Origin of the sequence: Arthrobacter sp. RT-1 (assembly GCF_003367205.1) — a bacterium.
Lineage (GTDB): Bacteria > Actinomycetota > Actinomycetes > Actinomycetales > Micrococcaceae > Arthrobacter.
The window spans coordinates 1-26817 of record NZ_QRGQ01000015.1; the positions used below are offsets into that span (position 1 = coordinate 1).

A 26817-nucleotide genomic window follows, 5' to 3' on the forward strand; every position below is an offset into this window, starting at 1 on the left:
ACGTTCGACGAGGATGCGCCTACCGGTCGGGGTCAGACGGGCATTACGGTGGATCATGAAGACCTCTTAGTCGTTGGCTGTGTGTGGTAACCACCAACCTAAGAGGTCTTCACCTATTCACGCCTGTAACCAACGTCCTGACTCAGTACAGCTAGGCCGCCGCGGCCTCCTGGACCAACGGGAGGACGGCATGGCCGTGGCGGAAGAGGTTCTTTGGATCGAACTCCGCCTTGGCCGCGGCCATTTTTCCCCGCAATTCTTCGGGCCAGGCACTGGCGGCAAGGTCCGGGGAGGCGAGATGGCCGTGCAGGTTCACGAGGGTGCCGCCGGTGCCGTAGGGTTTCAGCGCCGCCCGGGCGGCCTCGATTGCTTCAGGAACCAGGTGTGCGATGGGCGGCGCCATGATGCCGACGGTGAAGAACGAGAGCCCGGCGTCGCGGCCGCCCAGGCAATCCGCCCCGGCAGCGGCCCCGGCAAGGGGTTCGGCCAGGGCGCCGCCCATCAGGCGGATTTCGGTCAGCAGGAGCGGCGCGCGGCTGTCCGGGCCGGCAAGGTCAAGCAGGACGTCCTCGAGCCCGGGACCAAAGCCCTTGAGGAGCATGCCGCCTTCGCGCACGGGGACGGGATGCTGCGGATCTGCGTGGATTTCGTCCACCCTGTCATAAGGGAGCGGTCCCACTGCGTCCACCAGAACCGGCGCGGCGGCCCGCATGGGAGCAACAAGGGCGGCACCCTCCGCTTCGCTGCCCTGCCAGGCGAACCGCAGGTGCATCACAAACGTGCCCCGCAGGAAAGCGGGCACCTCTTCCATGTCCGGCAGCCGCAGGAAGGCCAGTGATGCAGAGGCCCCCAGCGGAAGGTCCCGCGTCCAGCTCCTAAAGCCGGCAAGGACGTCTTTGGCATGCACACCGTCGTAAAAAATGCCGCCGGCATACAGTTGGTCGGCCGGGAAGAGAGAGAACTCCATTGCGGTGACGATGCCGAAGTTGCCCTTGCCGCCGCGAAGCAGGGAGAACAGCCGCGGCTCGCTGACGGCGTCCACACGCCGCAGTTCGCCGTCGGGCGTGACCAGGTCAAAAGCCAGGACATGGTCTGAGGCGAAGCCGTACTTGCGGCCCAGGAGCGGCAGCCCGCCGCCAAGGGTGTAACCGACCACGCCGACGTCGGTGGTGGAACCGTGCGGGCCGGTCAGGCCGTGCGGTGCAGCCGCGCGGAGGACGTCGCGCCAGCGGATGCCGGCCCCAACGCGGGCAGACTGCTCCTCCGGATCGATGGATAGCTCCAGCATGTAGCGGGTGCTGATAAGGAGGCCGTCAGTGATGGCGTTCGCGGCGCCGTGGCCCGTGGACTGGACGGAAATGGACATGTTGCGGGGCAGAAGCCCACTTGACCGCAGCCACGACGTCATCGGCGTTGACTGCGGCCGGGACCAGGTCCGGCGTGTGCCGGGTGGCGAGATTGAAAGCTGCGGCTTCTGATTCATAGGAAGCGTCGCCGGGGGCATAAACCAGCCCGCGGACAAGGAGCTGCAGTTCGGTTTTTGCCGTATGGGTAGGGAGATTCTGCATTTCTGGCTTTCACTAGTTGGGCTGCTCCCCAGCAAGCCTCAACCAGTTTATCCATCGAATGGATGGATAGGAAGGGCCGAAAAATCATCCATAATCCGGGACAGTACTAGGCACGATGGGACGACCCCGCGCTCGCGCCCCTGACCCGGTTCCGCGCGGTTCTAGAGGAACCGGATCATGCGGGTGTTGCCCAATGTGTTCGGCTTGACCCGGGCAAGGTCCAGGAATTCGGCAACGCCTTCGTCGTGGGAGCGGAGGAGTTCCGAATACACCACCGGGTCCACCGCAGACTGGTCCGCCATAACCTCGAAGCCGTGGCGCTTGAAGAAGTCCACCTCAAAGGTCAGGCAGAAGACGCGTGCCACACCCAGGGCGCGGGCTTCGTCCAGCAGGCTCTCCACCAGCACGTGCCCCACTCCCCTGCCGCGCCAGTCCTCCGAGGCCGCCAGGGTGCGCACCTCCGCCAGGTCCTCCCACATGACGTGCAGCGCCCCGCAGCCGATGACGTCGCCGTCACTGGACTCCGCAATCCGGAACTCCTGCAGGCTTTCGTAGTAGGCCACCGTCTCCTTCGCCATCAGGATCCGCTGGTCCGCCAAAGGCGCCACCAGCTTCTTGATGGCGGACACATCACTCGTGCGGGCAGGCCGGATATGGAAGGAGTCAGTCACAGGCCAATCCTAGTTCGACGGTGCCGCTGGTTGCGTTCTCCTCGGCGTTGGCCCTCTGGTTGCGTCCGCTTCGCCACCGGCGCTATTTGCCGCTTGCTGCTCCTCCATCCCCTCTGCCCCCTCGCCTCGCAAGCTCGGCCAGGGAACCCTGACATCGTGGGCCCTTTAGAAAGGAAGCTACACAAATAGCCCCGGCGCCTTCGCTCGGTGCATAGGCACGGCGTCCAGAAGAACGTGACCAGCAGCTGTGCTTCATGGAGGGGTCGAGTTGAAGCAGTGCTTATGCTCGACGGCTGGATATAGCCGTGACTCCATAGAGTTCCGAGCTGTCGCTCGTTTACGTTTGCGCAGGTCAATGGTCAGCAAGCAGTGTTTCGGGTGTTACCCCCGTCACGCCGATGGGCAATGATGCCCACCCCGGAGGAAAAATGGCTTTAGGCTCCCCCACCCTGTCCGACACCCCACCGAAGCGCGACCAGGAGCACAGCGAGAAACGCGGCTTACGGCGCTCCATGGAGGCCCGCCACCTGGTGATGATCGCGATGGGAGGTGTCATTGGTTCCGGCCTCTTCCTTAGCTCCGGCTACACGATCGCCCAGGCCGGCCCGCTCGGCGCCATCATCGCCTACCTGATCGGGGCGGCCGTGGTCTACATGGTGATGGCATGCCTGGGCGAACTCGCCGTGGCCTATCCTGTGTCCGGAGCTTTCCACATCTACGCGGCGAGGTCCATTGGCCCCGCGACCGGGTTTGCCACCGCGTGGCTTTACTGGCTCTGCTGGGCAGTTGCCCTTGGCTCTGAATTCACCGCTGCGGGACTTTTGATGCAGCGCTGGTTTCCGGAGGTGGATGTCTGGATCTGGTGCTTTATTTTTGCCGCGGTCCTGTTCACGCTGAATGCGATTTCGTCGCGGGTCTTCGGTGAATCCGAATTCTGGTTTGCGCTGATCAAGGTAAGCGCAGTCATCGGGCTGATCGTCCTGGGCGGGGCGGCGTTGTTTGGTTTCCACCCGCTGGCTGAAAATGCTTACCCCTTCCTCGGCGAGAACCTGAATACCCCCCAAGGACTGTTTCCCAATGGAATTACCGGTGTCCTCATCACCACGCTTGCCGTGTTTTACGCGTTTTCCGGTTCGGAGCTAATTGGCGTTGCCGCCGGAGAAACCGCCAATCCCGCCGTCAACATCCCCAAAGCGATGCGGACCACCGTTATTCGCCTGCTGATTTTCTTCGTTGGTGCCATTACTGTGATTGCCTGCACTGTTCCCTACGAGGACGCCTCGTTGGAGGCAAGCCCCTTTGTCACCGTCTTCTCACAGCTCGGCATTCCCTACGCCGCCGACGTCATGAATTTCGTCATCATCACCGCCCTTTTGTCCGCGGGAAACTGCGGCCTGTTTTCCTGCGCGAGGATGCTTTTCTCCCTTGCGGATGAAGGACATGCACCCAAGGCGCTGGGGAAACTGACAAAACGGGGAATTCCCATGCTTGCCCTGTGCGTCAGCATGCTGGGCGGCCTGGCGTCCCTGGTGAGCAGCGTGGTTGCCCCCACCACCGTGTACCTGGTCCTGGTGTCGATCGCCGGGTTCGCCACGGTTGGGGTGTGGATGTCCATCACGGCCTCCCACTTCTTCCACCGCCGTGCTTTTGTGCGGTCAGGAGGCCGCACCGCAGACCTCGCATACAAAGCACCACTGTTTCCGCTGCTGCCCATCGTGGCATTCGTCCTGTGCCTGATCTCCCTGATAGGCATCGGCTTCGACCCCACCCAGGCCACCGCCCTCTACTTCGGCATCCCCTTCGTGGCAGCCTGCTACGCCTACTTCCACTACAAGTACGGCCGCCACCAAAAAGGCCGGAATAAGGAGCAGGACGAGCACCTGGAAACGGTAGAAGCGCCCTAACCCCGACCAACAGCGCGGCGAAGAAAAGAAGGCCGGGACAATATGTAGCGTCGTCCTGAGCGCGGCACGCGTGCGGCACGAGGTTGGAACAACACATGGCTCGTGCCTTGGCCGGCGACAGCGGCAAGAGGCGAAGGAGGCGCGGACCTTACGTGGCTCTCGCCTTGGCGGGGCGATGCCCGGCACGAGGCGGGAAGGCTGGGACATTTACGTAGCTTGCGTCAAAGCGACGAAGGAGCAGCAAGCGGTAAATGTCGCAGCTTTCCCGCCGGACTCAGCCGAAAAGAACTAGAGCCCCAGATCAGCAGGGAGAGGCAGATCCTGGTCCAGGACGTGCCGGGCCAGGAAGTGCTCTACGACGCCGTACCAGACCTTGGCGTGCTGAGGCTGGAGAACCCAGTGGTTCTCGTCCGGGAAGTACAGGAAGCGGTGGGGCGTCTGGCCGTCCTGGTCTGCTGCCAGCTGGGATTTGGACAGCAGCTCGTACCAGAGCCGGAGGCCTTCCCCGATGGGCACCCGGTAGTCCTTGTCCCCGTGGATGACCAGCATGGGGGTGCTGATCTTTTCCACGTGCAGGTGCGGAGAGTTGTCCAGGGCCATCTCCCCGGTCATTTCCTTTAGCCAGTATTGGGAGGCGTCCGTGGTGGGACCGAACTGGTCGAGGGCCCACAGGCTGGCGTGGGTGACGATGGCCCTGAACCGGTCCGTTTGCCCCGCCACCCAGTTGGCCATGTAACCGCCGAATGAGCCGCCCATGGCCGCAATCCGCCCCGCGTCGATGTCAGGGCGGCCGACGGCGGCATCCGTCACCGCCATGAGGTCCGTGAAAGGCGCCTTGCCCCAGGAGCCCCAGCCGCGCTGGATGTACGCCTGGCCGTAGCCTGTGGACAGCGCCGGGTCAGGCAGCAGCACCGCATAGCCCCGGGCCGTCAGCAGCCATGGGTTCCAGCGCCAGGTCCAGGCGTTCCACGAGCCCAGCGGCCCGCCGTGGATCCAGAGCAGCATCGGCGCCGGACTTTCAGCTGAAGCACCCTCCGGCAGTGCAAGGTAGGCGGGGACGCGGGAACCGTCCGCAGCCGTCGCGGCAATGCGCTCAAGCCTGCCCGCACAGGCGGGCCGCTCCGCAGGTGCCGGCAGCCTCGTGGTTTCCCCCGTCTGCAGGTTGATGCGTACCGCCTCCGGCGGGAACTCGTACGAGCTGCGGAGGGCGTAGGCGCTGCGGCCCTCCGGCGAAACCACGACGTCGGTGTACGCCGCGGCGTCCTGCGTCACCCGGGTGACGCTCACTTCCGCGGCAGCCGCCGGAACGCTGATCCGGAAAAGCGGCGACGCGCCGTCGTCGTCCGCGGTGACCAGGACGGCTGAACCGTCCGGCAACCAGGCTGCCGGTTTGGGCCAGCGGTCCCAGTCGTGGGCCAGGGGTTGCAGGCCCGCCCCGTCCGCACTCCCGGAAATGTCGAGCAGGTGCAGCTTGACCTCAGGGGCACGTCCCGGGGTGGAGTCGCTCTCGCTCACCACCAGCAGGGTCCTGCCGTCCGGGCTGACGGGACCCGGGAAATAACTCATGCCTTCTCTGTCCAGCAGCACCTCGTGGTTGCCGGAAGCGACGTCCACCGCCACCAGGATGGACCGGCTGTCCGCCCGGGCGAGGGGTTTGGTGTAGCTGGTGAAGATGGTCCGGCCGTCGGGGCTGGTGACGGTCTCCGCCTCCCGCAGCCGGGGACCGGCGCCGGGCGTCAGGTTGCGCAGGACCAGGGGCGCGGTGGCATCCACTGTTGCGGGCTTGCCGGCCGCCTTATCCTCGCCCCGTTCGACGGCGAAGATCCGGGGCTGGCCGGGGCCAAGGTCGGAGTCCCAGTACCGCACGGGATATTCGCTGTGCAGGATGGCCGAGACTTTGTTGTCCTTGCGTGCTTTGCGGCGGCGGGCGTCATCTTCCTCGTCGACGGAACCGGCCAGGATCTCCGCCGTGACGAATACTGAGCCCGCGTTCCTCGCCGTCAGCACGCTCCCCACACCGCCGGGCCGGCTGAGAACCACCCGGGCCTCGCCGCCGTCGGCAGGGAGCAGCCAGAGGGCACTGACGGGATCCTCGTCCGGGTTCTCGGGATCGGGTCGCGCGGAGGTGAAATACACATCGCCATTGGCAGCGAAGGCGGCACCCGCCTCACCCTTGGCGCTCCGCGTGATTCGCCTGGCATGCTTCTGCCCCGCGGGATCCAGCTCCCACAGTGCCGTGGCGTACTCGGTGCCTTTACCGTTCAGGGTGGCCACGGTAGTAACCAGCCGGGTGCCGTCCGGGCTAAGGCTCAGCCCACTCACCCGCGGGATGGACAGGTAATGGTCAAGGTCATGGAAAGCGGTCAAAGGTTGCTCGTCCGGGATCACCGGATTCTCGATAGCCATGCCCCTGATTCAACCCGAGTTGTGCTCTCCGTCACAACCGCCACGCTCTGTGGGTGCGTCTCCATGGCTGGGTCCGCTCCGGCCCCGGCGCCCCTCCTTGGGCGCATTCCCGTGGCTGGGTCCGGAGCCGGCCATCAGAGATTTCCCGGCGCCTGCTCCTTCGTCGCTTTGACGGCGCCTACATAAATCCCTGATGCCCGGCACCTCGCGCGGAAGGACCGGATGGGCCGCGGCAGGACGACAGCACAAACGGCCCGCGGCCGCAAAAACGGCCCCGGCCAGCACCGTTTGTGCGGGGCAGAACCGCTCAAGTCCGGACCTGTCGCGGCACGTCCTGTTCCCGACGCCCCTAGCGAGGGCGCCGGGGCCATTTGTGTAGCTTGCGTCAAAGCGAGGGACGAGCAGCAAGCGGCAAATGGCGCCGGTGCCGCAGCGAACCCAGCCGACGGGAGCCCCGGACTCAACCTTTGGGTGGGGCGGGTTAAAAGCGGAAGGCCCCGCCTGCTCTGGGAGCTGGCGGGGCCTTACGGTGATGCTTTAGACGCTCGGGGCGATTTCCGGGATGCGCGGCTTGGCGTTGCCGGCGAACGTGAACTTAGCGTCGTCGCCGTCGCCTTCCACGTCCACTACGACGATGTCGCCGGCGTGGATCTCGCCGAACAGGATCTTCTCGGAGAGCTGGTCCTCGATCTCGCGCTGGATGGTGCGGCGCAGCGGCCGGGCACCCATGGCGGGATCGTAGCCCCGGGTTGCGAGGAGCACCTTGGCCGCGGGCGTGAGCTCGATGCCCATGTCCTTGTCCTTGAGGCGCTTCTCCAGGCGGGTGACGAACAGGTCCACGATCTCGATGATCTCGTCCTGGGTCAGCTGCGGGAACACCACAACGTCATCAACACGGTTCAGGAACTCGGGGCGGAAGTGCTGCTTGAGCTCCTCGGTCACGCGGGCACGCATGCGGTTGTAGCCGGTCTGCGTGTCGGTGCCCGACTGGAAGCCGGTGGCGACGCTCTTGGAGATGTCCCGGGTACCCAGGTTGGTGGTCATGATGATCACGGTGTTCTTGAAGTCCACCACGCGGCCCTGGGAGTCGGTCAGGCGGCCGTCTTCCAGGATCTGCAGCAGCGAGTTGAAGAGGTCCGCGTGGGCCTTCTCAACTTCGTCGAACAGCACCACGGAGAACGGACGGCGGCGGACCTTCTCGGTCAGCTGGCCGCCTTCCTCGTAGCCCACGTAGCCCGGAGGGGCACCGAAGAGCCGCGAGACGGTGTGCTTCTCCGAGTATTCGGACATGTCCAGCGTGATGAGGGCATCCTCTTCACCGAACAGGAACTCCGCGAGTGCCTTGGCCAGCTCGGTCTTGCCGACGCCTGTGGGGCCGGCGAAGATGAACGAGCCGCCGGGACGCTTGGGGTCCTTGAGCCCTGCACGGGTGCGGCGGATGGCCTGGGACAGGGCCTTGATGGCCTCGTTCTGGCCGACCACGCGCTTGTGCAGTTCGTCTTCCATCTTCAGCAGGCGCGAGGACTCTTCCTCGGTCAGCTTGAACACGGGAATGCCGGTGGAGTTGGCCAGCACCTCGGCGATGAGATCCTCATCCACCTCGGAGATGTCGTCCATGCCGCCCGACTTCCAGTGGCGCTCCTTCTCCGAGCGCTCGGAGATCATCTTCTGCTCCTTGTCGCGGAGCGCAGCGGCACCTTCGAAGTCCTGCGCGTCAATCGCGGACTCCTTCTCCATCTTCAGCTTGGCGATGCGCTCGTCCATGGCCTTCAGCTCCGGCGGAGCGGTCATGCGGCGGATGCGCAGCCGTGCGCCTGCCTCGTCGATCAGGTCGATCGCCTTGTCCGGCAGGAACCGGTCCGAGATGTAGCGCTCGGCGAGGCTGGCAGCGGAGGCCAGGGCGCCGTCGGTGATGGTGACGCGGTGGTGTGCCTCGTAGCGGTCACGCAGGCCCTTGAGGATCTCGATGGCGTGTGCCACGGAGGGTTCCTTGACCTGGATCGGCTGGAAGCGGCGCTCCAGCGCAGCGTCCTTTTCGATGTGCTTGCGGTACTCGTCCAGCGTGGTGGCACCGATGGTCTGCAGCTCACCGCGGGCCAGCATGGGCTTCAGGATGGATGCAGCATCGATGGCGCCTTCGGCGGCACCGGCACCAACGAGGGTGTGGATCTCGTCAATGAAGAGGATGATGTCGCCGCGGGTGCGGATCTCCTTGAGGACCTTCTTCAGGCGCTCTTCGAAGTCACCACGGTAACGGGAGCCGGCCACCAGGGAGCCAAGGTCCAGCGTGTAGAGCTGCTTGTCCTTGATGGTTTCCGGTACGTCGCCGCGAACAATGGCCTGGGCAAGGCCTTCGACGACGGCGGTCTTGCCGACGCCGGGCTCGCCAATGAGGACCGGGTTGTTCTTGGTGCGGCGGGAGAGGACCTGCATGACGCGTTCCATCTCCTGCTCGCGTCCGATGACCGGGTCCAGCTTGTTCTCGCGGGCAGCCTGGGTCAGGTTGCGGCCGAACTGGTCCAGGACAACGGAACCGGCAGGGGCGCCTTCGGGCTGGCCCGAACCAACGCCTGCACCGGTGGTCTCCTTGCCCTGGTAGCCCGAAAGCAGCTGGATAACCTGCTGGCGGACCCTGTTCAGGTCGGCGCCAAGCTTGACCAGCACCTGCGCGGCAACACCTTCACCCTCACGGATGAGGCCGAGCAGGATGTGCTCCGTGCCGATGTAGTTGTGGCCCAGCTGGAGTGCCTCGCGCAGCGAGAGCTCCAGTACCTTCTTGGCACGGGGGGTGAAGGGGATGTGGCCGGACGGCGCCTGCTGGCCCTGCCCGATGATCTCCTGCACCTGCTCGCGAACGCCGTCGAGCGAAATGCTCAAGGACTCAAGAGCTTTGGCGGCAACGCCCTCACCCTCATGGATCAGACCCAAGAGGATGTGTTCGGTACCGATGTAATTGTGGTTCAGCATGCGTGCCTCTTCTTGGGCAAGCACAACTACGCGACGGGCACGGTCCGTAAATCGCTCAAACATTTCGCCACACTCCTAGCTACGACGTACTTTGATGCTACGTGGCGGGCCCGGACTTGTGGAGCGTGTTCGCCACAGGGGAAACCGGAGGGGTTGCGGGAATATCGGCAGGACCCTTCCCTGCCGCGTACAGGCCGGCCTCACGGACTGGCTGCTGTGGGTGCCAGGGCCCCTTTGACGACGGAACTGGTGAGTTGATCCCTGCATGAAGGAAAGAGGAGCAGCTAACCCCGCCACCCCAAAAGTTTGGATTAATTACGACGACGGCGGGCCGCCTTGGTTTTTAGCGTTTGCGGAACCGAAAAAGCCCTGCTTCCCGGTAAGGGGAAGCAGGGCTTAATACGAGCGCCTGGCCTGCGGCTAGGAATTTGCCTTTTGGTAGGCTTCCTGGATTTCGGCCTGAATTCGGCCGCGGCTGTTAACGGTGTAGCCGTTATCCCGCGCCCATTGGCGAATCTGTGCTGAATCGTGGCTGCGGCCCGCGGAAGGAGCAGCCTTGGTGCGGGTGGCGGCGCGGCCACCCGAAGCCTTTCGCGCTGCGGCAATAAACCGCTCAAGCGAAGACCTGAGTTCAGCGGCATTGGCCGCCGAGAGGTCAATCTCGTAGTTGGCCCCGTCGAGGCCAAACTTTACATTCTCGTCTGCGGATCCCCCATCCAGATCATCAACGAGGATGATGTTTACTTTCTGTGCCATTAAAGGTCTTCCTCTTGGAAAGGGTCGGTTTTCAGAAAAGCAGGATGTTTCCTTTAAAAGTATGACTCTTTTTATGGCAACGCGTCAAAGCGCGAAATGGTTCCTTGGGGATAAAGGCAGGAGATTAGGGGGTTTTATCTATTTTGATTCGGGGTCCGGACGGTCCGCCGGCTGCGCGTCGGAGACCTGCGCGGCGCGGGCATCCGCTTCAGCCTGGGCCCGGGCCTCCGCCTGGCGCTCGGACTTGTCCGCATTGAAGATTGCCCTCATGGCGAACCAGAAGATGAGGCCCACCACCAGCGAGGGCAGGAGGACTGCCACGTATTCCATGGTCAGTGCCCTTCGGGCTTCAGCAGGGGGAAGAGGATGGTTTCCCGGATACCCGCACCGGTGAAGAGCATCACCAGGCGGTCGATTCCGAGGCCGATGCCGCCCATGGGCGGGGCGCCGTACTCAAGCGCGCGCAGGAAGTCCTCGTCCAGCTGCATGGCCTCGTCGTCGCCGGCCGCGGCATGGCGTGACTGCTCGGTGAGCCGTTCGCGCTGGATGACGGGGTCGATCAGCTCCGAGAAGGCGGTGCCGCGCTCCATGCCGCCGATGATCAGGTCCCAGGCCTCGATGAGCCGGCCGTCCTCGCGGTGCGGGCGGGCCAGCGGCTGCGCGGAGGGCGGGTAGTCGTAGACGAAAGTGGGGTTCAGCAGGGTGGGCTCCACGATTTCGCCGAAGAGTTCCACCACCAGCTTTTCAGCGTCCCACTTGGGATCGACCTTGACGTCGTGCTTCTCAGCGATTCCGCGAAGCACCTCAAGCGGAGTATCCGGCGTGACTTCCTGCCCAACGGCGTCGGACAGCCCGGGGTAGACCGCCAGCCAGGCCCACTCGCCGTCGAGGTTGATCTCCCCGGCGTCCGTCTGGATGACGCGGCCCGCACCCACGGCGTCCGCGGCGTCGAGGATGATCTCCTTGATGCGTTCAGCCATGACGAACTGGTCCGCCCACGCCTCGTAGCACTCCAGGGTGGTGAACTCGGGGCTGTGGGTGGAGTCCACGCCCTCGTTGCGGAACACACGGCCCATGTCGTAGACGCGGTCGATGCCGCCCACCACGGCACGCTTGAGGTAAAGCTCCGTCGCGATGCGCAGGGTCATCTTCTGGTCGAAGGCGTTCATGTGCGTCTCGAACGGCCGTGCCAGCGCGCCGCCGTGGACCAGGTTCAGGATGGGCGTTTCCACCTCGACATAGTTGTGGCGGAAGAGCGTTTCGCGGATGGACCGGGTGATGGCGGCACGCGTGTAGACCATTTCGCGGGCTTCGTCGCGGACCATCAGGTCCACGTAGCGCTGGCGGACGCGGGTTTCCTCGTTCAGCTCGGCATGCAGCACCGGCAGCGGACGGAGGGCCTTGGAGGCCATGGTCCAGGATTCGGCCATGATGGACAGTTCGCCGCGGCGGGAGGAAATCACCTCGCCCTTGATGAACACATGGTCGCCGAGGTCCACCAGGGCTTTCCAGTCAGCGAGCGCTTCCTCGCCGATGTTGGCGAGGCTGAGCATGGCCTGCAGCCGGGTTCCCTTGCCGTCCGTGCCGCCCTCCTGGAGCGTGGCGAAGCACAGCTTGCCGGTGTTGCGGACGAAGACCACGCGGCCGGTGACGCCCACAATGTCGCCCGTGGTGTCGTCCGCCTCGAGGTGGGCGTACTTTTCACGGATTTCGGCGAGGGAGTGGGTCCGTTCCACGCCCACCGGGTACGCCTCCGAGCCGCGCTCAATCAGCTTGGCGCGCTTCTCCATGCGGATCCGCATCTGCTCGCTGGCATCGAGGGGCTCTGGGGCGTTCTTGGGGGCGGGGGTGTTTTGGGAAGTCACAGTCATCAAGTTTACCGGGAGTTGGGCTGGCCCGGCTTCGCGGCTGCTCCCCCGGCTCCCGCCTACGATGGGGTGGTGAAAGAACAGGTCATTGCAACGCACGACGGCGGCCGCCTGGCCTTATACAGTTACGGCACCGTTGATGCGCCGGGGGAACGCCGCGTGGTGCTGATCGGCGGGGCGTTCCTGACCGCACTGATCTACCGGCCGTTTTCGGTCGCGCTGGCGAAGGGCCTGGGTGACGGCTGGGCGGTGGACGTGTATGACCGCCGCGGCCGCGGCAGTTCATCAGAACAGCCCGCGGACTACTCGATGACCACCGAAATTGCAGACGTGCGGACTGTCCTGGATGCCACGGGAGCCCGGAACATCCTGGGCCACAGCCTGGGCGGGGCGGTTGCCCTGAACGCCGTCCAGGAGTTCACCGGAACCTCCTACGTGCCGGACAAGCTCGCGGTGTACGACGCCGCGGTGAACATCGACGGAAGCATCGACACCGCCTGGCTGGACGGGTTCGAGGACGCCGTCAACAACGGCAAGGTGGGCCACGCACTGGCGCACATGAAGAAGGCCACCAGCCCCGGCACCGCTCTGGCAAGGATTCCGGAGCCGGTCCTGGCCGGGCTGATGGCACTGGTCTCGAACACCAAAATCAACAGGATGTTCCGGGACGTCATGCCCAGCGGCGTGGGCGAGCTGCGCGCCGCCTACAACGAGGCCGACCATGCCAGGGACTTCAGCGTGCTGCCCGCCTCGACCCATTTCATGGCCGGCGGCAAGAGCCCCGGCTACTACAAGGTCACGGCGGAGCGGCTGCACGCCGCCGTCCCCGGCAGCACCTACGAGCTCTCCCCCAAGGGCTTCCACGGCTCCATCCCCGCGGCCGTCAATGAACTCGTCACCGATATCTCGGAGTATTTCAAGGGCTCACGAGCTCCTTCCGGTCCGCCAGCCAGTCACCAAAGCGCGTGATGTCCTCGCCGCCGGCGGCGGCCACGGCGTCGCAGGCGAACCCTACGGCGGTTGACCCGTCGGAGAGCTGCACGGATCCGAGCAGCATCGGTTCGGGAAGGGACGCCAGGAACGAACCAAGCCCCGCAGGCGACAGAAGCCACCGTTCACCCACGAGCTCCGCGCCGTCGTCGGACCGGTAGACGCCCGGCTTGGGCGGCATGGTGTCCAGGGACACCATGCGGTAGCGGGCGGCCGTCCGGACGGGGCCATCCCAGACCGCCCCGAGTTCCTCCAGCTGCGGAGCCAGCGGCTGGCCCTTCCGGTGGGCACCGACCACAACCAGCGGGACCGCCACAGCACCGGCAGGCACCGGCCATGGAACGGACGACGACGGCTGGCCGGCTGCCGCCGTCACTGCCGGTACTGCGCCGGCAGCAAAGAGTTCCGGCGAAGCGGGGGTTGTTTCGATCCTGCGGGCGATGTCGGCGGCGACTGCGTCGTCAAAGGTCCGGCCCACTACTGTCAGCCCGAACTGGGAACCATCCACCACCCCTGCCGGGACGGCCACCGCACAGAGGTCGAACAGGTTGCAGAAGTTCGTGTAGGTGCCCATGAGGGAGTTCACCCCCACAGGGTTGGCGGCCACCTCGGCCAGCGTGGGGTGGAACGGCGCCGTGGGCACCAGCAGGGCGTCGAAGCCTTCCAGCCCTGCCATCGCCGTGCGTTTCAATTCTTCCAGTTTGGCGGTGTCCGCAACGTAGCGGTGGGCAGGCAACGTGCCGGCCGCCCGGATGATTCCACCCACCGTGGGGTCGATGCCCGCCTGCCCGTCCGTGCCGGCGTCGGCCGTTTCGATGTAGTCGCCCACGGCGGCATGGCGCTCGGCCACCAGGGCCCCGTCGTACAGCAGCCGCGCCGCGTCCAGGAAGGCGTCGAATTTGATGGGCCGGACGTCCACGCCCGAGTCGCGGAGCCGGTCCACCTCGCGTCCGAACTCTGCTGCCCAGGAGTCCGGAAGGGCGGGCAGGCTGGCGGGGTAGGCCACGCTCGGCCTCGCCGGTGCTGCCAGCCGGATATCGCTGGGCCAGGTCCGCGCGCTGCCGGCCATCACCCCCATCGCAAGCTCCGCCGTGGACAGCTGGCGGGCAAAGATGGTGACGGCGTCCCACGACCGGCAGGCAGGCACTACGCCGGTGGTGGACACAACGTGCAGCGTCGGCTTGATTCCCACGATCCCTTGCAGCCCCGCCGGCACCCGGCCTGATCCTGCAGTGTCCGTTCCGATGGCAATGTCCACCAGGCCCAGCGCCACTGCCACCGCAGAGCCGGAGCTGGAGCCGCCGGAGATGAACTCCGGGCGGCGGGAGTCCCGGACGGCACCATACGGGCTGCGCGTGCCGACGAGCCCGGTGGCGAACTGGTCCAGGTTGGTGGCACCGAGGACGAGTGCGCCGGCGGCCCGGAGCCGGGCCACCGCGTCCGCGTCCTTCTCCGGCAGGTAGGCGAAGCCGGGGCACGCCGCCGTGGTGGGGATGCCCGCCACGTCCACGTTGTTCTTGACGGCCAGCAGGAGCCCGGCGAGCGGCAGGTCGGCGCCGCCGGCTACAGCCGCGTCGATGCTATCGGCCTCGGCCAGCAAATCAGCCTCACCGCGGAGGGTGATCCAAATTTCGGGACGGTCCACTGCTTCAATCGCGGCGAGCGCCGCCTTGACCCGCGCTGTGGCCGTACCGGTGGTGGGGTTGCTCATACTGCTGCCTCTTCCAGTTCCGGGGTTTCCAGGTCCGCGGGCTCCAAGGCATCGCTGCCGAGAACCACCACGGCCTCGCCCGCCACCACCTGTGAACCGGCGGCGGGCAGGACGCGGAGCACCACGCCGTCGCAGGGCGCTTCCAGCACCGTTTCCATCTTCATGGCCTCGAGGGAAACCAGCGGCTGGCCCTTGGCCACCCGGTCGCCCACTGCAACATCAACCTTCCAGACGCTCGCAGCAAACGGCGCGGACACGAGGGACCCGCCGTCGGGAACCACTACGTCGTCTGCCGCGGGGGCCACGCCGGCGGCCAGCGCCTCCGCGCGGTCGAACTCGCCGGCGTCGGCCCATGCCTGCCGTTCCACCGCAAAAGCCGCGCCCTGCGTCTCGCGGAATGCCGCGATGGACTCACGGTTTTCCTCAAGGAACAGCTCATGCTCTGCCAGGGAGAAGGTGCCCTCCTCGATTTCGACGCCGCGGCCCCTGCCGGCGGCCATGTCGGCACGCAGGTCAAGGAGTTCCTCGGGGCTGACCGGGTACCACGAGATCCGGTCGAAGAAGCGCAGCAGCCAGGGTGAGCCCGCCTCAAAGGGAGCCGAATCCGCGTAGCGCGACCACACCTGGGTGGTGCGGCCGACGAACTGGTAGCCGCCCGGGCCTTCCATGCCGTAAATGCACATGTAGGCCCCGCCGATGCCCACCGCGTTCTCCGGCGTCCAGGTGCGGGCCGGGTTGTACTTGGTGGTCACCAGCCGGTGCCGCGGATCCAGCGGCGTGGCCACCGGGGCGCCGAGGTAAACATCCCCGAGGCCCAGGACCAGGTATTCCGCGTTGAAGACGGTGTCGAAGACGTCGTTGACGGAGTCCAGTCCGTTGATCCGGCGGATGAACTCGATGTTCCAGGGGCACCACGGCGCGTCATCACGGACGCCGGCCATGTAGCGCTCAATGGCTTCCCTCGTTGCCGGATCATCCCAGGACAGCGGCAGCCGGACGGTGCGGCTGGGAACCACCAGTTCGGAGCTCGCGGGCAGTGCCGCCTCAATGTCCTGGACGAGGCCCAGCAGCCGCTTGGTGGTTAGGACCGACGGGTCCACCTTGATCTGGAGGGAGCGGATACCGGGGGTCAGGTCCACAATTCCGGGCACGCGGAGCTGTTCGAGGTGCTGGTGCAGGGCGTGCACCCTGGCACGCAGCCCCAGGTCCAGGACCATCTCGCCGTATTCCACGAGCAGGTTGTCATCGCCTGAGCGTCGGTAGGTGACTGCCGGCCGTCCGGCGCCTTCCGGCACCCGGCCCAGCACGCCGTCGTCGCCGTCCCCTCGCCCAGCGCGCCTGCCTGCCGGCGCTGCTGCAGTCTTTGTTGAGAGGTGCGCTGACAGGTTGCCTGACAGCTCTGCCGACCAGCCGGCGTCACCCGGCAGCACCAGCTGCCGGCCGGGCCCGAGGTCCCCGGCGGACGGTGCCTGGCTGACTTCGATGGGAACGAACCGGACCTTGTCCCCCGGCCGGAGCTGGCCGAGCTTCCAGCGGTCGGCCGTCACCACGGTGACGGGGCAGACGAAACCGCCCAGGCTGGGGCCGTCCGGGCCGAGCAGGATGGGGGTATCACCGGTGAAGTCGAGGGCGCCCACGGAGTAGGCGGTGTCGTGGATGTTGGACGGGTGCAGGCCGGCCTCGCCGCCGTCGGTCCTTGCCCAGCGGGGTTTGGGACCGGTCAGCCGGACGCCGGTGCGGGCGGAGTTGAAGTGCACCTCGTACTCGGCGGCGTACAGTTCCTCGATGTCTTCGCGCTGGAAGAATTCCGGGGCGCCGTGCGGGCCTTCCGCCACGGCCAGTTCCCAGGTTGAAGTCAGGGCGGGCCGGCTGTCGAGGGGCACCGCTGTTTCCGGCGCTGTTACTGCGGTGCCGGCGGCGGGCTTCACGGTGCGGAGGACGTCGCCGGCGCGGAGGACGCGTCCGGCGTGTCCGCCGAACTGCCCGAGCGTGAAGGTGGATGCGCTGCCAAGGTACTCCGGAATGTCCAGGCCACCCTGGAACAGGATGTACCCGCGGAGCCCGTGCCCTGCGGCAGTGCCGACGTCCAGCGTGCCGCCTGCGGGCACCGTCACCGGCGCCCAGGCTCGCACCTCCGTCCCGTCAACCGTCACTGTAACCTCGGCGCCGGTGACGCAGAGGGTGGTGGCGTGGGTGAAGGTCAGGCTGGGCCCGGTCATGGTGAATTCCAGGCCGGGGGCGCCTTCGGGGTTGCCGAGCGCGGTGTTGCCGAGCCGGAAGGACAGGTCATCCATGGGGCCGCTCGGCGGGACGCCGATCTGCCACAGGCCGGTCCTGCCGGGCCAGTCCTGCACGCTGGTCTGCAGGCCGGGGCGGTCCACGGTGATGCGCGGTTGCGGATCGCCCACGGAGTCCAGGGTGCTGGTGGAGTGCTCGACGCTGCGGACCACGTCCAGTCCCGCCACGGCGCGGAGCATTCCAAGGTTGGTTTCGATGCCGTCGATCCGGGTTCCGGCGAGTGCTGCGGCCAGCCGGTCGAAGGCCTCAGCACGCGTTGCTGCCGAGGTGATGATTTTGCCAAGGAGGGGATCGTAGTTGGTGGACACCTCGGTGCCGGTTTCCACCCAGGCGTCCACGCGGACATCCTCCGCAGCGGGGTACACGGCGTTGGTGACGGTTCCGGCGCTGGGCTGGAAGCCGCGGGCCGGATCCTCGGCGTACACGCGTGCCTCCACCGCGTTGCCGGAAACCGGCAGGCTGTCCGGGACGCCGGCGAGTACGCCCTGGGCTTCCGCGCCGCCCTGCGCCAGCCGGAGCATCCACTCCACGAGGTCCACCCCGGTGACGGCCTCGGTGACGGGGTGCTCCACCTGGAGCCGGGCATTGACCTCCAGGAAGGACGCTTCGCGGCGGGACGAGTCGTAGACAAACTCGACCGTTCCTGCGGAGCGGTAGTTGAGCGAGGCGCACAGTGCGCGGGAGCTGCGGTGCAGTTCTTCGCGCAGCTCCTCGGGCAGGTCGGGGGCCGGCGCTTCCTCAAGAACCTTCTGGTGCCGGCGCTGCAGGGAGCAGTCGCGGTCGCCGAGGCTGACCACCCGGCCCTCACCGTCCCCGAAAACCTGGACTTCGATGTGCCGGGCGTTTTCGACGTAGCGTTCCGCGAAGACGCCCGCGGTGCCGAAGCTGGCCCCCGCCAGGCGGGCAACCCGGGGGAAGCTCTCCACCAGTTCGGCCTCGGTGCGGCAGACCGTCATGCCGATGCCGCCACCGCCGCCGGTGGCCTTGAGCATCAGGGGGAAGCCGATGGCGGCACTTGCCTCTACAGCCTCAGCCACGTCCGCCAGCAGTCCGGATCCGGCGATCATGGGGACGCCGGCGGCGCGGGCGGCGTCGCGTGCCGTGTGCTTGGTGCCGAAGATGCGCAGCTGTTCCGAGGTGGGGCCAACAAAGACCAGTCCTGCTGCTTCCACGGCTTCGGCGAAAGCGGCGTCCTCGGACAGGAACCCGTATCCGGGGTGGATCGCTCCTGCCCCGGTGGACTTCGCCGCTGCCAGGAGCGCATCCACCCGGAGGTAGGACTCCTTGGCAGGCGCCGGGCCGAGGAGCACCGCTTCGTCTGCCAGGCGGACGTGGCGGGCGCCGCGGTCCGCTTCGGAGAATACGGCGACGGTCCGCAAGCCGAGTTTCTTGGCTGATTCGATGATGCGGCAGGCGATTTCGCCGCGGTTGGCGATCAGCAGGGTGTCGAAAGTGTTCACAGCGCTGCCTCCGGCCGGGTGACGATCATGCGGACTGGGGTGGGGTTGAAGCCGTTGCAGGGGTTGTTGACCTGCGGGCAGTTGGAGACGAGGACCAGGGTGTCCACCTCGGCCCGCAGCGCCACACGCTTGGCGGGGGCTGACAGTCCGTCAACGATGCCCAGGGCACCGTCCGGGTCCACGGGAACGTTCATGAACCAGTTGATGTTGGACACCAGGTCCCGCTTTCCCAGGCCCCAGCGGGAGCCTTCGATGAGGAAGTTTTCAACGCAGGCGTGCTGTTCGCGGGTGTGCTGGCCGTAGCGGAGGGTATTGGATTCCTGCGAGCAGGCCCCGCCGATGGTGTCGTGCACGCCCACTTCGTCTGCCACCACGGTCATCAGCGGGGCTCCGGTGTCTGCGCGAAGCACCGAACCCGTGCTCAGGACGATCGACTGCTGCCGGGCGATGGTGACGGGCGCCGAGTAGCGGACGGATGTGTCTTCAGCGGCGTACAGCAGGCAGTCCACGGCCTGGTTGCCTTCCAGGTCCACGATGGTCAGCACGTCGCCGGCTGCCACTACCGCTGACCAGGGGCCTCTGGCTTCCACGAATTCATCGAGGACCACGGCGCCGGGCACCAGGGCGGTTTCGCCCGGGGCCGGGATGGGTTTGGTGTCAATGGCGGTGTTCATCGGGCGTTCCTTGCGGTGAGGTCGTGTTCGGTGTTGCGGAGTGCCTGCAGGTGTTCGGGCGCCAGGGGGCCGGCGAGGGTGCCCGCCTCGAGCGCGGCGAGGTCCTGCGGCGCGTGCCAGGCGACGACGTCGACGGCGGTTCCGGCGAAGCCTTCGCGGGGATCCAGGGGGTGGGCGGTGTTGGCGAGCACCAGCACCGCGTCCATCTGGAGCAGGAGTTCGACGGCGGCGCCCGGACCGGCACTTCCGGTGAACGTGATAGTGCCGGCGGGGTCCACGTTGATGCCCTTGAAGAGTGTCAGCGACGGTGCCACGTCGCGGAGCCCCAGCCCGGTCTTCAAGGCGCCGAGGGTGAGGAGTTCGCGGGCTGCCGGGGACGCGCTGTGGGCCGTTCCGGCGCCGTATCGCTCGGTGTTTCCGCTAAGGGTGGTGGCGCCGGTCAGGGCGTCGTGTCGGTTGGACGTATCGGCGACGATGGTGGCCATCAGGCGGCCGGCGTCGGACAGCAGCGGGTGGCCCGTCCCGGGGTAGGCCTGCCACGGGACCTTGACGGTGTCCGCGGTGTTGAGGCGTTCGTGAAGGGCCCCGGCCCGGTACAGGAGGGTGTGCACGCAGGCATCACCGGCGGTGTCCGTGAGCCGGACGCGGGTGCCGCGGGCAAGCGTCATGGTGGTGTACCGGCCGAAGGCCAGGGACTCGACCCAGGTGGGGAAAACGCCGTCGGGCAGTTCCTCAGTGAAGCGCGCGGGGGCGGAAGCGGCCGGTACGAAGCGCATGGTGTCCGCGGTCCGGCCGTGCTGTTCCCGGGCGTGGGCACGGGCGCCGGCGGTGGTGGCTGTGCCGGTTGCTGGTGTTTCGATGGTCTGTGTCATGTCAGTCCTGTTGTTCTAAGGCTTGGGTTCTAAGGCTTGGTTGCTTGGCGGTTGTTATGCGCTGGCTGCCAGGTTCCGGCGGCGGACCCAGAGGCCCAGGAGCAGGACCGCCGTCACCATCAGCGGCGCCGAGTAGAGGAGGATCCCGTTCTCGCCGGAGGGGTCGTAGACCTCGGGCCGGGGCCAGGCAAGGTTGACCACCATCACGGCGCCGTAGAGGACGGCGAGGATGTTGACGGGCAGCCCCCAGCGGCCGAGCGAGAAGAGGCCCGCGGGCATGGTCTGCCCCACCCGGTTCCAGTCGCCGCGGAGGCGGTTCACCAGCTGCGGCACGGTGACCAGGAGGTAGGCAAGGTAGACCATCACGATGCACACGCTGCACAAGGTGGTGAACAGGGCGGCGTTGCCAACGTTGATGGCCAGCACACCCACGGCCAGTGCGCCGATGACGATGGATGGCCACATGGGCGTGCCCCGGGTGGGGTGGACGGAGGAGAGCAGCGCGGAGGCGGGGAGTTTCCCGTCCCTTGCCATCGAGAACACGAGGCGGGAACCGGCGGTCTGGATCGCCAGGGTGCAGACGAAGATGGCGATGGCCACGTCCACCAGCAGGACCTTGCCCCAGAACGTGCCCAGCACGGCGGTGAGGACGTAGGGAAGACCTTCGGTGGCGAGCCGGCCGTCGTCGAGGCTGGGTGCAGCCATCAGGGCCGTGATGATCATCAGTGCGCCGCCGATGCCGGAGATCAGCAGCGCGGAGAGGATGGTGCGGGGTGCGGTGCGCCGCGGGTCCTTGGTCTCTTCGGACAGTTCGCCGGCGGAGTTGAAGCCCACCATGACGTAGGCGGCCATCAGACCGGAAACCAGGAAGGCTCCCACTGCGCCGAGCTCTGAGTTTTGCAGCACCGTGGTGTCCGCGACGACATCCGGACCGCGCTGGGCAGCGCTGATCAGGGCGAGGATCACGGCCACGACGCCGACGATCTCGCACGTGACACCGACGGAGTTCACGTGCGCCATGAGCTTGACGCCCAGCGAGTTGATGATGGTGGTGGCCACCAGGAGCACGGCCCCGAGGACCACCGCGTTGGCGGCACCGCTGACCGTGTTGAGGGCGGGATCGCCGCCCACAATCTGGAAGCCGTCCCAGAGCTGGGGCAGCACCACCTGCAGGGCGATGGCGGCGGCCGCGGCAGTGACCACTTGGGCGATGGCCATGAACCAGCCCGCGAACCAGCCGACACTTTCACCGCCCACGCGCCGGGCCCACTGGTACACGGCGCCGGACAAGGGGTAGCGGGCGGCCAGTTCGGCGAAGTTCAGGGCCACCAGGAGCTGGCCCACCAGGACAACCGGCCAGGTCCAAAAGAACGCAGGCCCAGCGAACGAGTAGCCGAACGCGAAAAGCTGGAAGATGGTGGTCAGGATCGAAACGAAGGAGAAGCCGGCGGCAAAGGAAGCGTAGCGGCCGAGCTTTCGGTGAAGGGTGGGCTCATAGCCAAGGGACGTCAGGTCCGCATCGTCCTGGTGGACGGTGGGGAGAACGGTTGATGTCATCGGAATCTCCGGGGCTGGAATGGCAGGGGGGATAAAACCTCCCGGCAGCGCAGCGCTCGGCCGAAGGCTGCTGATTACCGGTCAATTGATAGTTTTCCAGCGCCATGTCCCCAAACAGTTTCACCTCTGTAAAAGGCACATAGACATCTTGTTACGGGTTCATTTCCGTCCCCTCACATTGCCGTTCCGCGGTTTTCGGGCCGGACGGGAATGCAAGAATGATGCGGTGACTTCAGCCGGACCGGGACGCCCTCGCCACCAACAGCCCTCCCGCCCGGGGGCCACCGCCCGCGACGAAATCCTCGATGCGGCCGCCGAACTCTTCACCACCCACGGTTTCGCCAGCACCTCCACCCGATCCATCGCGGACGCCGTGGGAATCCGGCAGTCCTCGCTCTATCACCACTTCAAGACGAAGGACGACATCCTCGAGGACCTGCTGGAGGGAACCGTGAGCGGCGGATTGAAGTTCGCGCGGGCCGTCGCAGCCGACACCACAGGTGAAGCTGCCGCCGGAAGCCGGCTTCACGCCGTCGCGCTTTACGACGGCACCCAGCTCTGCAGCGCCCGCTGGAACCTCGGAATCCTCTACCACCTGCCCGAAGTCCGCACCGCACGCTTTGCCCGGTTCCTCGCGGACCGGCAGGAGCTGCGCGGCCTGTACGGGCAATTCGGCGCCAGCCTGTCCCCCTCGGGCGGCGACGGGCATCCGGAAGCCAGCGGCGGCGATTTCACGTTCCGCCTGGTCGAATCCTTGATCAGCCTCCGCGCGGATGGCATGGCCACCCCGGAATCTCCACTGGAGGCCGCGGATGCGGGACTGATCCTCTGCGGGCTGGCCGGAGAACTGCCCGCCATCAGGGCGGAAAGCGCCGCGCTCATCTCGCGCCTCGCCTAGATCCCCTCCGGATCCTTCAGCCGGCAGTGTCCATGGTGCCCGCGCTCAGGTTGCTCAGCTAGGCTCGGAACATGACGCGTGAGAACATCAGGACCCCCGACGGCGGCACTCTGGAGCTCTTCTCCACCGGCACGGATATGGCTTCCGCCGGCTCCGGCGTGGTGATTGTCCCGCCATCCATGGTGACGGCAGCGGATTACACCAAGTTCGCGCAAAAGCTGAGCGCCGCCCTGGGCCGGCCCGTCCACACGTTCAACCGCCGCGGCCGCGGATCGTCGTCCCCCCAGCCGGAGGACTACACGCTGGATGTGGATATCCGCGATTTGGACACGGTCATGAAACACACGTCCAGCACGGACGTGTTCGGCCATAGCTTCGGCGGCGCGGTGGCACTGCACGCGGCTCGGACGCTGCCGGTTGAGCGGCTGGCCGTGTACGATCCCGCGGTATCCGTGAACCACAGCGTAAAGGCGGAGTGGATCGCCGAATATGAGGCCGCGGCTGCCGCTGGCGATGACGACCGGGCCCTCGCCGTGATCCAGCGCGGGCTCGAGGAAGGTGGACCGTTCTCGTCCCGGATGCCGCTGTCCATGCTGACCCTCGCCAACAAGCTGACCGCCGGCACGTCAGAGGGCAAGCAGCAGAGGGAGCTGATGCGGACCGGCGTCCGGGAGATCAAGGCGATCATCGCCGCGGACATGCCGGCCGAGCCGTTCCTGGCGCTTCCGCTCGAAACGCTGATCGTGGTGGGCGAAAAGAGCCCGGCCTACTTCGGTGTGGCCTGCGGGCAGATCCACGACGTCCTCTCCGGCTCCAGCTACACCATCCTCCCCGGCTTCGGGCACGACGGCGCCATCAAGGCCCCGGACGTCCTGATCAAGGAACTCAGCGACTTCTACGCCGGCTGACCCCCATGTAAGTAGCACTAACTGTCGTTTTGAGGGCTCAGGACGACAGTTAGTGCTACCCAGTTGGGATCAGTGCCCGCCGTGTCCCGCGCCGGCACCTTCGGTTTTGCGCATCATCGCGGAAAGGACGACGGCGGCGAAGGCGATGACTGTTGCCGTCATGAAGGCGGCGCTCATCCCGGCGACGAGTCCCGACGTCGCGGACACCACGGCGAAGATGGACACGAGCAGCGCCGTGCCGGCGGCGCCGGCAACCTGCTGCGTGGTGCTCATGATCGCTGAACCGTGCGAGTACAGGTGCGGCGGCAGCGGGTTCAGGCCGGTGGTAAACGCCGGAGTGAAGAGCAGCGCCAGGCCGAAACTCAGCCCCACGTGCAAGGTGACGATCCACCAGACTTCCGTGCCGGCGTCGAGCATTGAAAACTGCCAAAGGGTCACGACCATCAGGATGGATCCGGTGACGGTGAGGGGCAGCGGGCCAACCTTGTCGAACAGCCGGCCGATGACCGGGCCCAGGAGGCCCATGGCCAGTCCGCCGGGGAGCAGCGCCAGCCCGGTTTCGAGGGAGCCCAGGCCGCGGACTTCCTGGAGGTAGAGCGGCAGCAGGATCACGCCGCCGAACAGGGCCATCATGGCCACCACCATCAGCAGGACCGAGACGGTGAACATGCGGAAGTTGAACGCGCGGAGGTCCAGCAGTGGGGCACTGGCCTTCTGCAGCCTGAGCTGGCGGAGGACGAATACGGCGAGGCTTGCCACGCCGATAACCAGGGCAGCAATCGCGGTGGTGCCCGGACCCGCCTGGCCGCCGTGGCCGCCGCCGATCTGGCTCAGGCCGTAGACCAGGCCACCGAACGCGGGGACGGTGAGGAGTACGGACGCGAAGTCGAGTTTGGTCTTCTCCGCTTCGCCCACGTTGGTGAGGTACTTCGCACCGATGGCCAGCGCCGCGAGGGCGACGGGCAGGACGAACACGAACATGAACCGCCAGGTGAAGTGCTCCAGGATCAGGCCTGAAACGGTGGGTCCCATGGCCGGGGCCACCGAGATGGCGATGCTGACGTTGCCCATCACGGCCCCGCGTTTGGCGATCGGGACCAGCGTGAGGATGGTGGTCATCAACAGCGGCAGCATGATGGCGGTGCCGCCCGCCTGGATGATGCGGGCCAGCAGCAGTATCTCGAATCCGGGAGCCACGGCGGCCAGTGCGGTGCCGCCGGCGAAGAGCCCCATGGCCAGCATGAAGACGGCACGGGTGGACAGGCTCTGGAGGATGAAGCCGGTGGTGGGAATGACCACTGCCATGGTCAGCATGAAACCGGTGGAAAGCCACTGGACCGTTGGTGCATCCACCTGGAGGTCCACCATGAGCCGCTGGAGGGCGACGTTCATGATGGTCTCGTTGAGGATCACCACAAACGTCGCCACCAACAGGGTGGTGATGATGGTGACGGACTCGCGGGACATCTTCTCCGGCGCGGCGGGCTTGATTCCTTCGGTGTTGACGGACTGGCCGTTGGCGGGCGGAGAGACTTCGGTAGACATGAGTGTTCCCTCAGGGAGAGTAATGAGTGTGGTGCGCGAACATGGCCGCTGCAGATGGCAACACTCTACCGGCTGGAGTAATTCCTCCGCGCGGGATCTTTTTTCAAACCCTGAGGGAACAAAAGGTGTCAGGCGGTCTGGCCTGCGTGCTCGCCTTCGGAGATTTCCTCTACCAGCTTGCTGTTGAACGCGGGAAGATCGTCCGGGTTCCGGCTGGTCACCAGGCCCTGGTCAACCACTACTTCCTGGTCCGTCCAGTTGGCGGCGGCGTTCCTGAGGTCCGTTTCGAGCGTGTGGTAGGACGTGACATTGCGGCCCCGCACCACGCCGGCGTCGATGAGCAGCCACGGTCCGTGGCAGATCGAGGCGACCGGTTTGTGCTGTTCGAAGAAGCTTCGCGTGAAGCCCTGCGCGTCTTTGTCCACGCGGAGGTGGTCCGCGTTGACGACGCCGCCGGGCAGGACCAGCGCGTCGTAGTCGGAGGCGTTGGCTTCTGCGACGGTGAGGTCGACGTCGAAGGTGTCGCCCTTTTCCGTGCCGTTGTAGCCCTGCAGCTTGCCGGCCTTGGGGGCCACGAGCGTGGGCACGCCGCCGGCTTCCTTTACCGCCTGCCAGGGGCTGGTCAGCTCAACCTGCTCCACGCCGTCCGTCAGCAGGAATGCGACCTTCTTGCCTGTGATGCTGGGTTCTGACATTTTTCCTCCTCGTGTGAAGCGGCGTGCAGCGCGTCTGCTTCAGGGCGCGGACTACCGCTTCGAGAGTTGTTTGCCTGACGGTTTCCAGCCTAGGAAAGGTGAAAGTAATAAGCAAGCTGACTATTGGAGTGCGGGCGGGCTTTAAGGGTTACGACGGCGGCAGGCTGGCCTGACGCGCCATCTCGCCCTGACTGGGCAACGTACCAAAGAATGTCGTACCCTCCCAGGATGATTTAGATATGGGAAACAGCACAGTGATAGCAGCACCATTGGAGGGTGTTTTTGCCACTATGGCTGCCGTCAACGCGCTGTTCCTTGAAGAAGAAGGTATGAAGGCGGCCACCGTCGTTGACGGGAGCGCCGGGGTTGATGTGCTGGAACGGCAGTACGAGATCCGGCTGAAACGGATGGGCCTCGTTTCCCGGCTGGAGGCGCAGGTCGCAGCGATCAAGGCCCGGGATGCCGCCGAGGCCCTCGAACTGCAGGAGGCCATGACCCCGCCCACTGCTTCCCTGCAGGAGCGGGCTTTTGTTGAGATGTCCGTCGTGGAGGAGATCGGCGGCGTCCTGACCATCGGTTCGGGGGCCGCGGGGGCGTTCGTCCGTCAGTCCCGGCAGTTGTGTGCGCTGCCGCCGGCCATCGATGCGCTGGCTGCCGGGAACGTGTCCTGGCTGCACGCGCGGATCATCGCTGACGAGACCGCGGACCTGGACCCGGCCGCTGGCGCCGCGCTGGTCGCGCATTTCTTCGATTCGGATACGCCTCATCGGGCGCGCGGGGCCGCGCCCGGGGAACTGGTGCCGTCGCGGTTCCGGCACAAGGTGCGCACCTGGCGGGAGCGGCATCACCCCGAATCCCTCGAGAAGCGGCACGCCAAGAGCGTCGCCGACCGGCGGGTGGAGCACTGCCCGGACCGCAACGGGATGGCCTGGTTCTCCGCGTACCTGCCCGCCGACTCGGCGTCAGCGATCTGGAACAGCACCACCGCCATGGCACGCGGCCTCCAGGGACCCCACGAAACCCGCACCCTGCCCCAACGACGCGCCGACGTCCTGGCCCACCGCCTCCT

At 66.3% G+C, this 26817-nt stretch carries 19 protein-coding genes and 1 pseudogene; 5 read left to right on the plus strand and 15 right to left on the minus strand.

Annotated features, from left to right (window positions below; translation table 11 throughout):
• Positions 1-151: 151 nt before the first annotated feature.
• From DXK94_RS13970 to DXK94_RS13975, 3 genes are all read right to left on the minus strand, one after another.
• The gene (locus DXK94_RS13970) at positions 152-1366 is read right to left on the minus strand and encodes an FAD-binding oxidoreductase (protein WP_258868554.1); all 1215 of its coding nucleotides are present in this window, start codon (positions 1364-1366) and stop codon (positions 152-154) included.
• Entirely contained in the window at positions 1314-1568 is a 255-nt protein-coding gene (locus DXK94_RS21695) for a hypothetical protein (protein WP_258868555.1), read from the minus strand. The genes DXK94_RS13970 and DXK94_RS21695 overlap by 53 nt, the downstream gene beginning before the upstream one ends.
• 161 nt (positions 1569-1729) lie before the next feature.
• Positions 1730-2239: an amino-acid N-acetyltransferase gene (locus DXK94_RS13975; RefSeq protein WP_079596844.1), complete on the minus strand. Its 510-nt coding sequence runs from the start codon at positions 2237-2239 to the stop codon at positions 1730-1732.
• 428 nt (positions 2240-2667) lie between these two features.
• Between DXK94_RS13975 and DXK94_RS13980 the strand changes: the two genes are divergently transcribed.
• A complete protein-coding gene (locus tag DXK94_RS13980) occupies positions 2668-4143 on the plus strand; it encodes an amino acid permease (protein WP_258868556.1) in 1476 nt (491 codons plus the stop codon).
• A gap of 288 nt (positions 4144-4431) precedes the next feature.
• Here the strand turns inward: DXK94_RS13980 and DXK94_RS13985 are convergent, their stop codons facing one another.
• The 5 genes from DXK94_RS13985 to lysS all read right to left on the minus strand — a co-directional run bounded on the left by DXK94_RS13985 (position 4432) and on the right by lysS (position 12143).
• A complete protein-coding gene (locus tag DXK94_RS13985; RefSeq protein WP_115525444.1) occupies positions 4432-6549 on the minus strand; it encodes a prolyl oligopeptidase family serine peptidase in 2118 nt (705 codons plus the stop codon).
• A 537-nt stretch (positions 6550-7086) separates the two neighbouring features.
• Positions 7087-9579: an ATP-dependent Clp protease ATP-binding subunit gene (locus DXK94_RS13990; RefSeq protein ID WP_079596847.1), complete on the minus strand. Its 2493-nt coding sequence runs from the start codon at positions 9577-9579 to the stop codon at positions 7087-7089.
• A gap of 357 nt (positions 9580-9936) precedes the next feature.
• Positions 9937-10272 (minus strand): Lsr2 family protein, encoded by a 336-nt coding sequence (locus DXK94_RS13995; protein WP_115525445.1) that lies wholly within the window; start codon positions 10270-10272, stop codon positions 9937-9939.
• A 138-nt stretch (positions 10273-10410) separates the two neighbouring features.
• Positions 10411-10602 carry a hypothetical protein gene (locus DXK94_RS14000; protein WP_079596849.1) on the minus strand — a complete coding sequence of 64 codons (192 nt, stop codon included), beginning with the start codon at positions 10600-10602 and terminating at the stop codon, positions 10411-10413.
• A gap of 2 nt (positions 10603-10604) precedes the next feature.
• Positions 10605-12143 carry a lysine--tRNA ligase gene (lysS, locus tag DXK94_RS14005; protein WP_115525446.1) on the minus strand — a complete coding sequence of 513 codons (1539 nt, stop codon included), beginning with the start codon at positions 12141-12143 and terminating at the stop codon, positions 10605-10607.
• A 69-nt stretch (positions 12144-12212) separates the two neighbouring features.
• Here lysS and DXK94_RS14010 point away from each other — a divergent pair, with 69 nt between their 5' ends.
• Positions 12213-13109: an alpha/beta fold hydrolase gene (locus DXK94_RS14010; protein WP_115525447.1), complete on the plus strand. Its 897-nt coding sequence runs from the start codon at positions 12213-12215 to the stop codon at positions 13107-13109.
• On the opposite strand, the gene atzF is transcribed toward DXK94_RS14010, so the two are convergent.
• From atzF to DXK94_RS14035, 5 genes are read right to left on the minus strand one after another with little or no spacing between them, the layout of a single operon-like run.
• Positions 13057-14841 carry an allophanate hydrolase gene (gene atzF, locus DXK94_RS14015; RefSeq protein WP_115525448.1) on the minus strand — a complete coding sequence of 595 codons (1785 nt, stop codon included), beginning with the start codon at positions 14839-14841 and terminating at the stop codon, positions 13057-13059. The genes DXK94_RS14010 and atzF overlap by 53 nt on opposite strands.
• The gene (gene uca, locus DXK94_RS14020; RefSeq protein WP_115525449.1) at positions 14838-18599 is read right to left on the minus strand and encodes an urea carboxylase; all 3762 of its coding nucleotides are present in this window, start codon (positions 18597-18599) and stop codon (positions 14838-14840) included. The genes atzF and uca overlap by 4 nt, the downstream gene beginning before the upstream one ends.
• Complete coding sequence (locus DXK94_RS14025; protein ID WP_115525450.1) at positions 18596-19273, minus strand: urea amidolyase associated protein UAAP2; 678 nt, start codon at positions 19271-19273, stop codon at positions 18596-18598. Before DXK94_RS14025 ends, uca begins: the two co-directional genes overlap by 4 nt.
• Positions 19270-20145: an urea amidolyase associated protein UAAP1 gene (locus DXK94_RS14030; protein ID WP_115525451.1), complete on the minus strand. Its 876-nt coding sequence runs from the start codon at positions 20143-20145 to the stop codon at positions 19270-19272. The genes DXK94_RS14025 and DXK94_RS14030 overlap by 4 nt, the downstream gene beginning before the upstream one ends.
• A gap of 54 nt (positions 20146-20199) precedes the next feature.
• Positions 20200-21702: an amino acid permease gene (locus tag DXK94_RS14035; RefSeq protein WP_115525452.1), complete on the minus strand. Its 1503-nt coding sequence runs from the start codon at positions 21700-21702 to the stop codon at positions 20200-20202.
• A gap of 226 nt (positions 21703-21928) precedes the next feature.
• On the opposite strand from DXK94_RS14035, the gene DXK94_RS14040 reads away from it, so the two are divergent.
• Positions 21929-22600, plus strand: coding sequence for a TetR/AcrR family transcriptional regulator (locus DXK94_RS14040; protein ID WP_115525453.1), 672 nt, complete (start codon positions 21929-21931; stop codon positions 22598-22600).
• Positions 22601-22671: 71 nt separating this feature from the next.
• Positions 22672-23508 (plus strand): alpha/beta fold hydrolase, encoded by an 837-nt coding sequence (locus tag DXK94_RS14045; RefSeq protein WP_079596857.1) that lies wholly within the window; start codon positions 22672-22674, stop codon positions 23506-23508.
• A gap of 69 nt (positions 23509-23577) precedes the next feature.
• Here the strand turns inward: DXK94_RS14045 and DXK94_RS14050 are convergent, their stop codons facing one another.
• Entirely contained in the window at positions 23578-25053 is a 1476-nt protein-coding gene (locus tag DXK94_RS14050; protein WP_115525454.1) for a DHA2 family efflux MFS transporter permease subunit, read from the minus strand.
• A gap of 128 nt (positions 25054-25181) precedes the next feature.
• Positions 25182-25748 (minus strand): type 1 glutamine amidotransferase domain-containing protein, encoded by a 567-nt coding sequence (locus DXK94_RS14055; RefSeq protein WP_115525455.1) that lies wholly within the window; start codon positions 25746-25748, stop codon positions 25182-25184.
• 239 nt (positions 25749-25987) lie between these two features.
• Here DXK94_RS14055 and DXK94_RS14060 point away from each other — a divergent pair.
• Positions 25988-26817 (plus strand): annotated as a pseudogene (locus DXK94_RS14060) (13E12 repeat family protein); the annotation flags it as partial.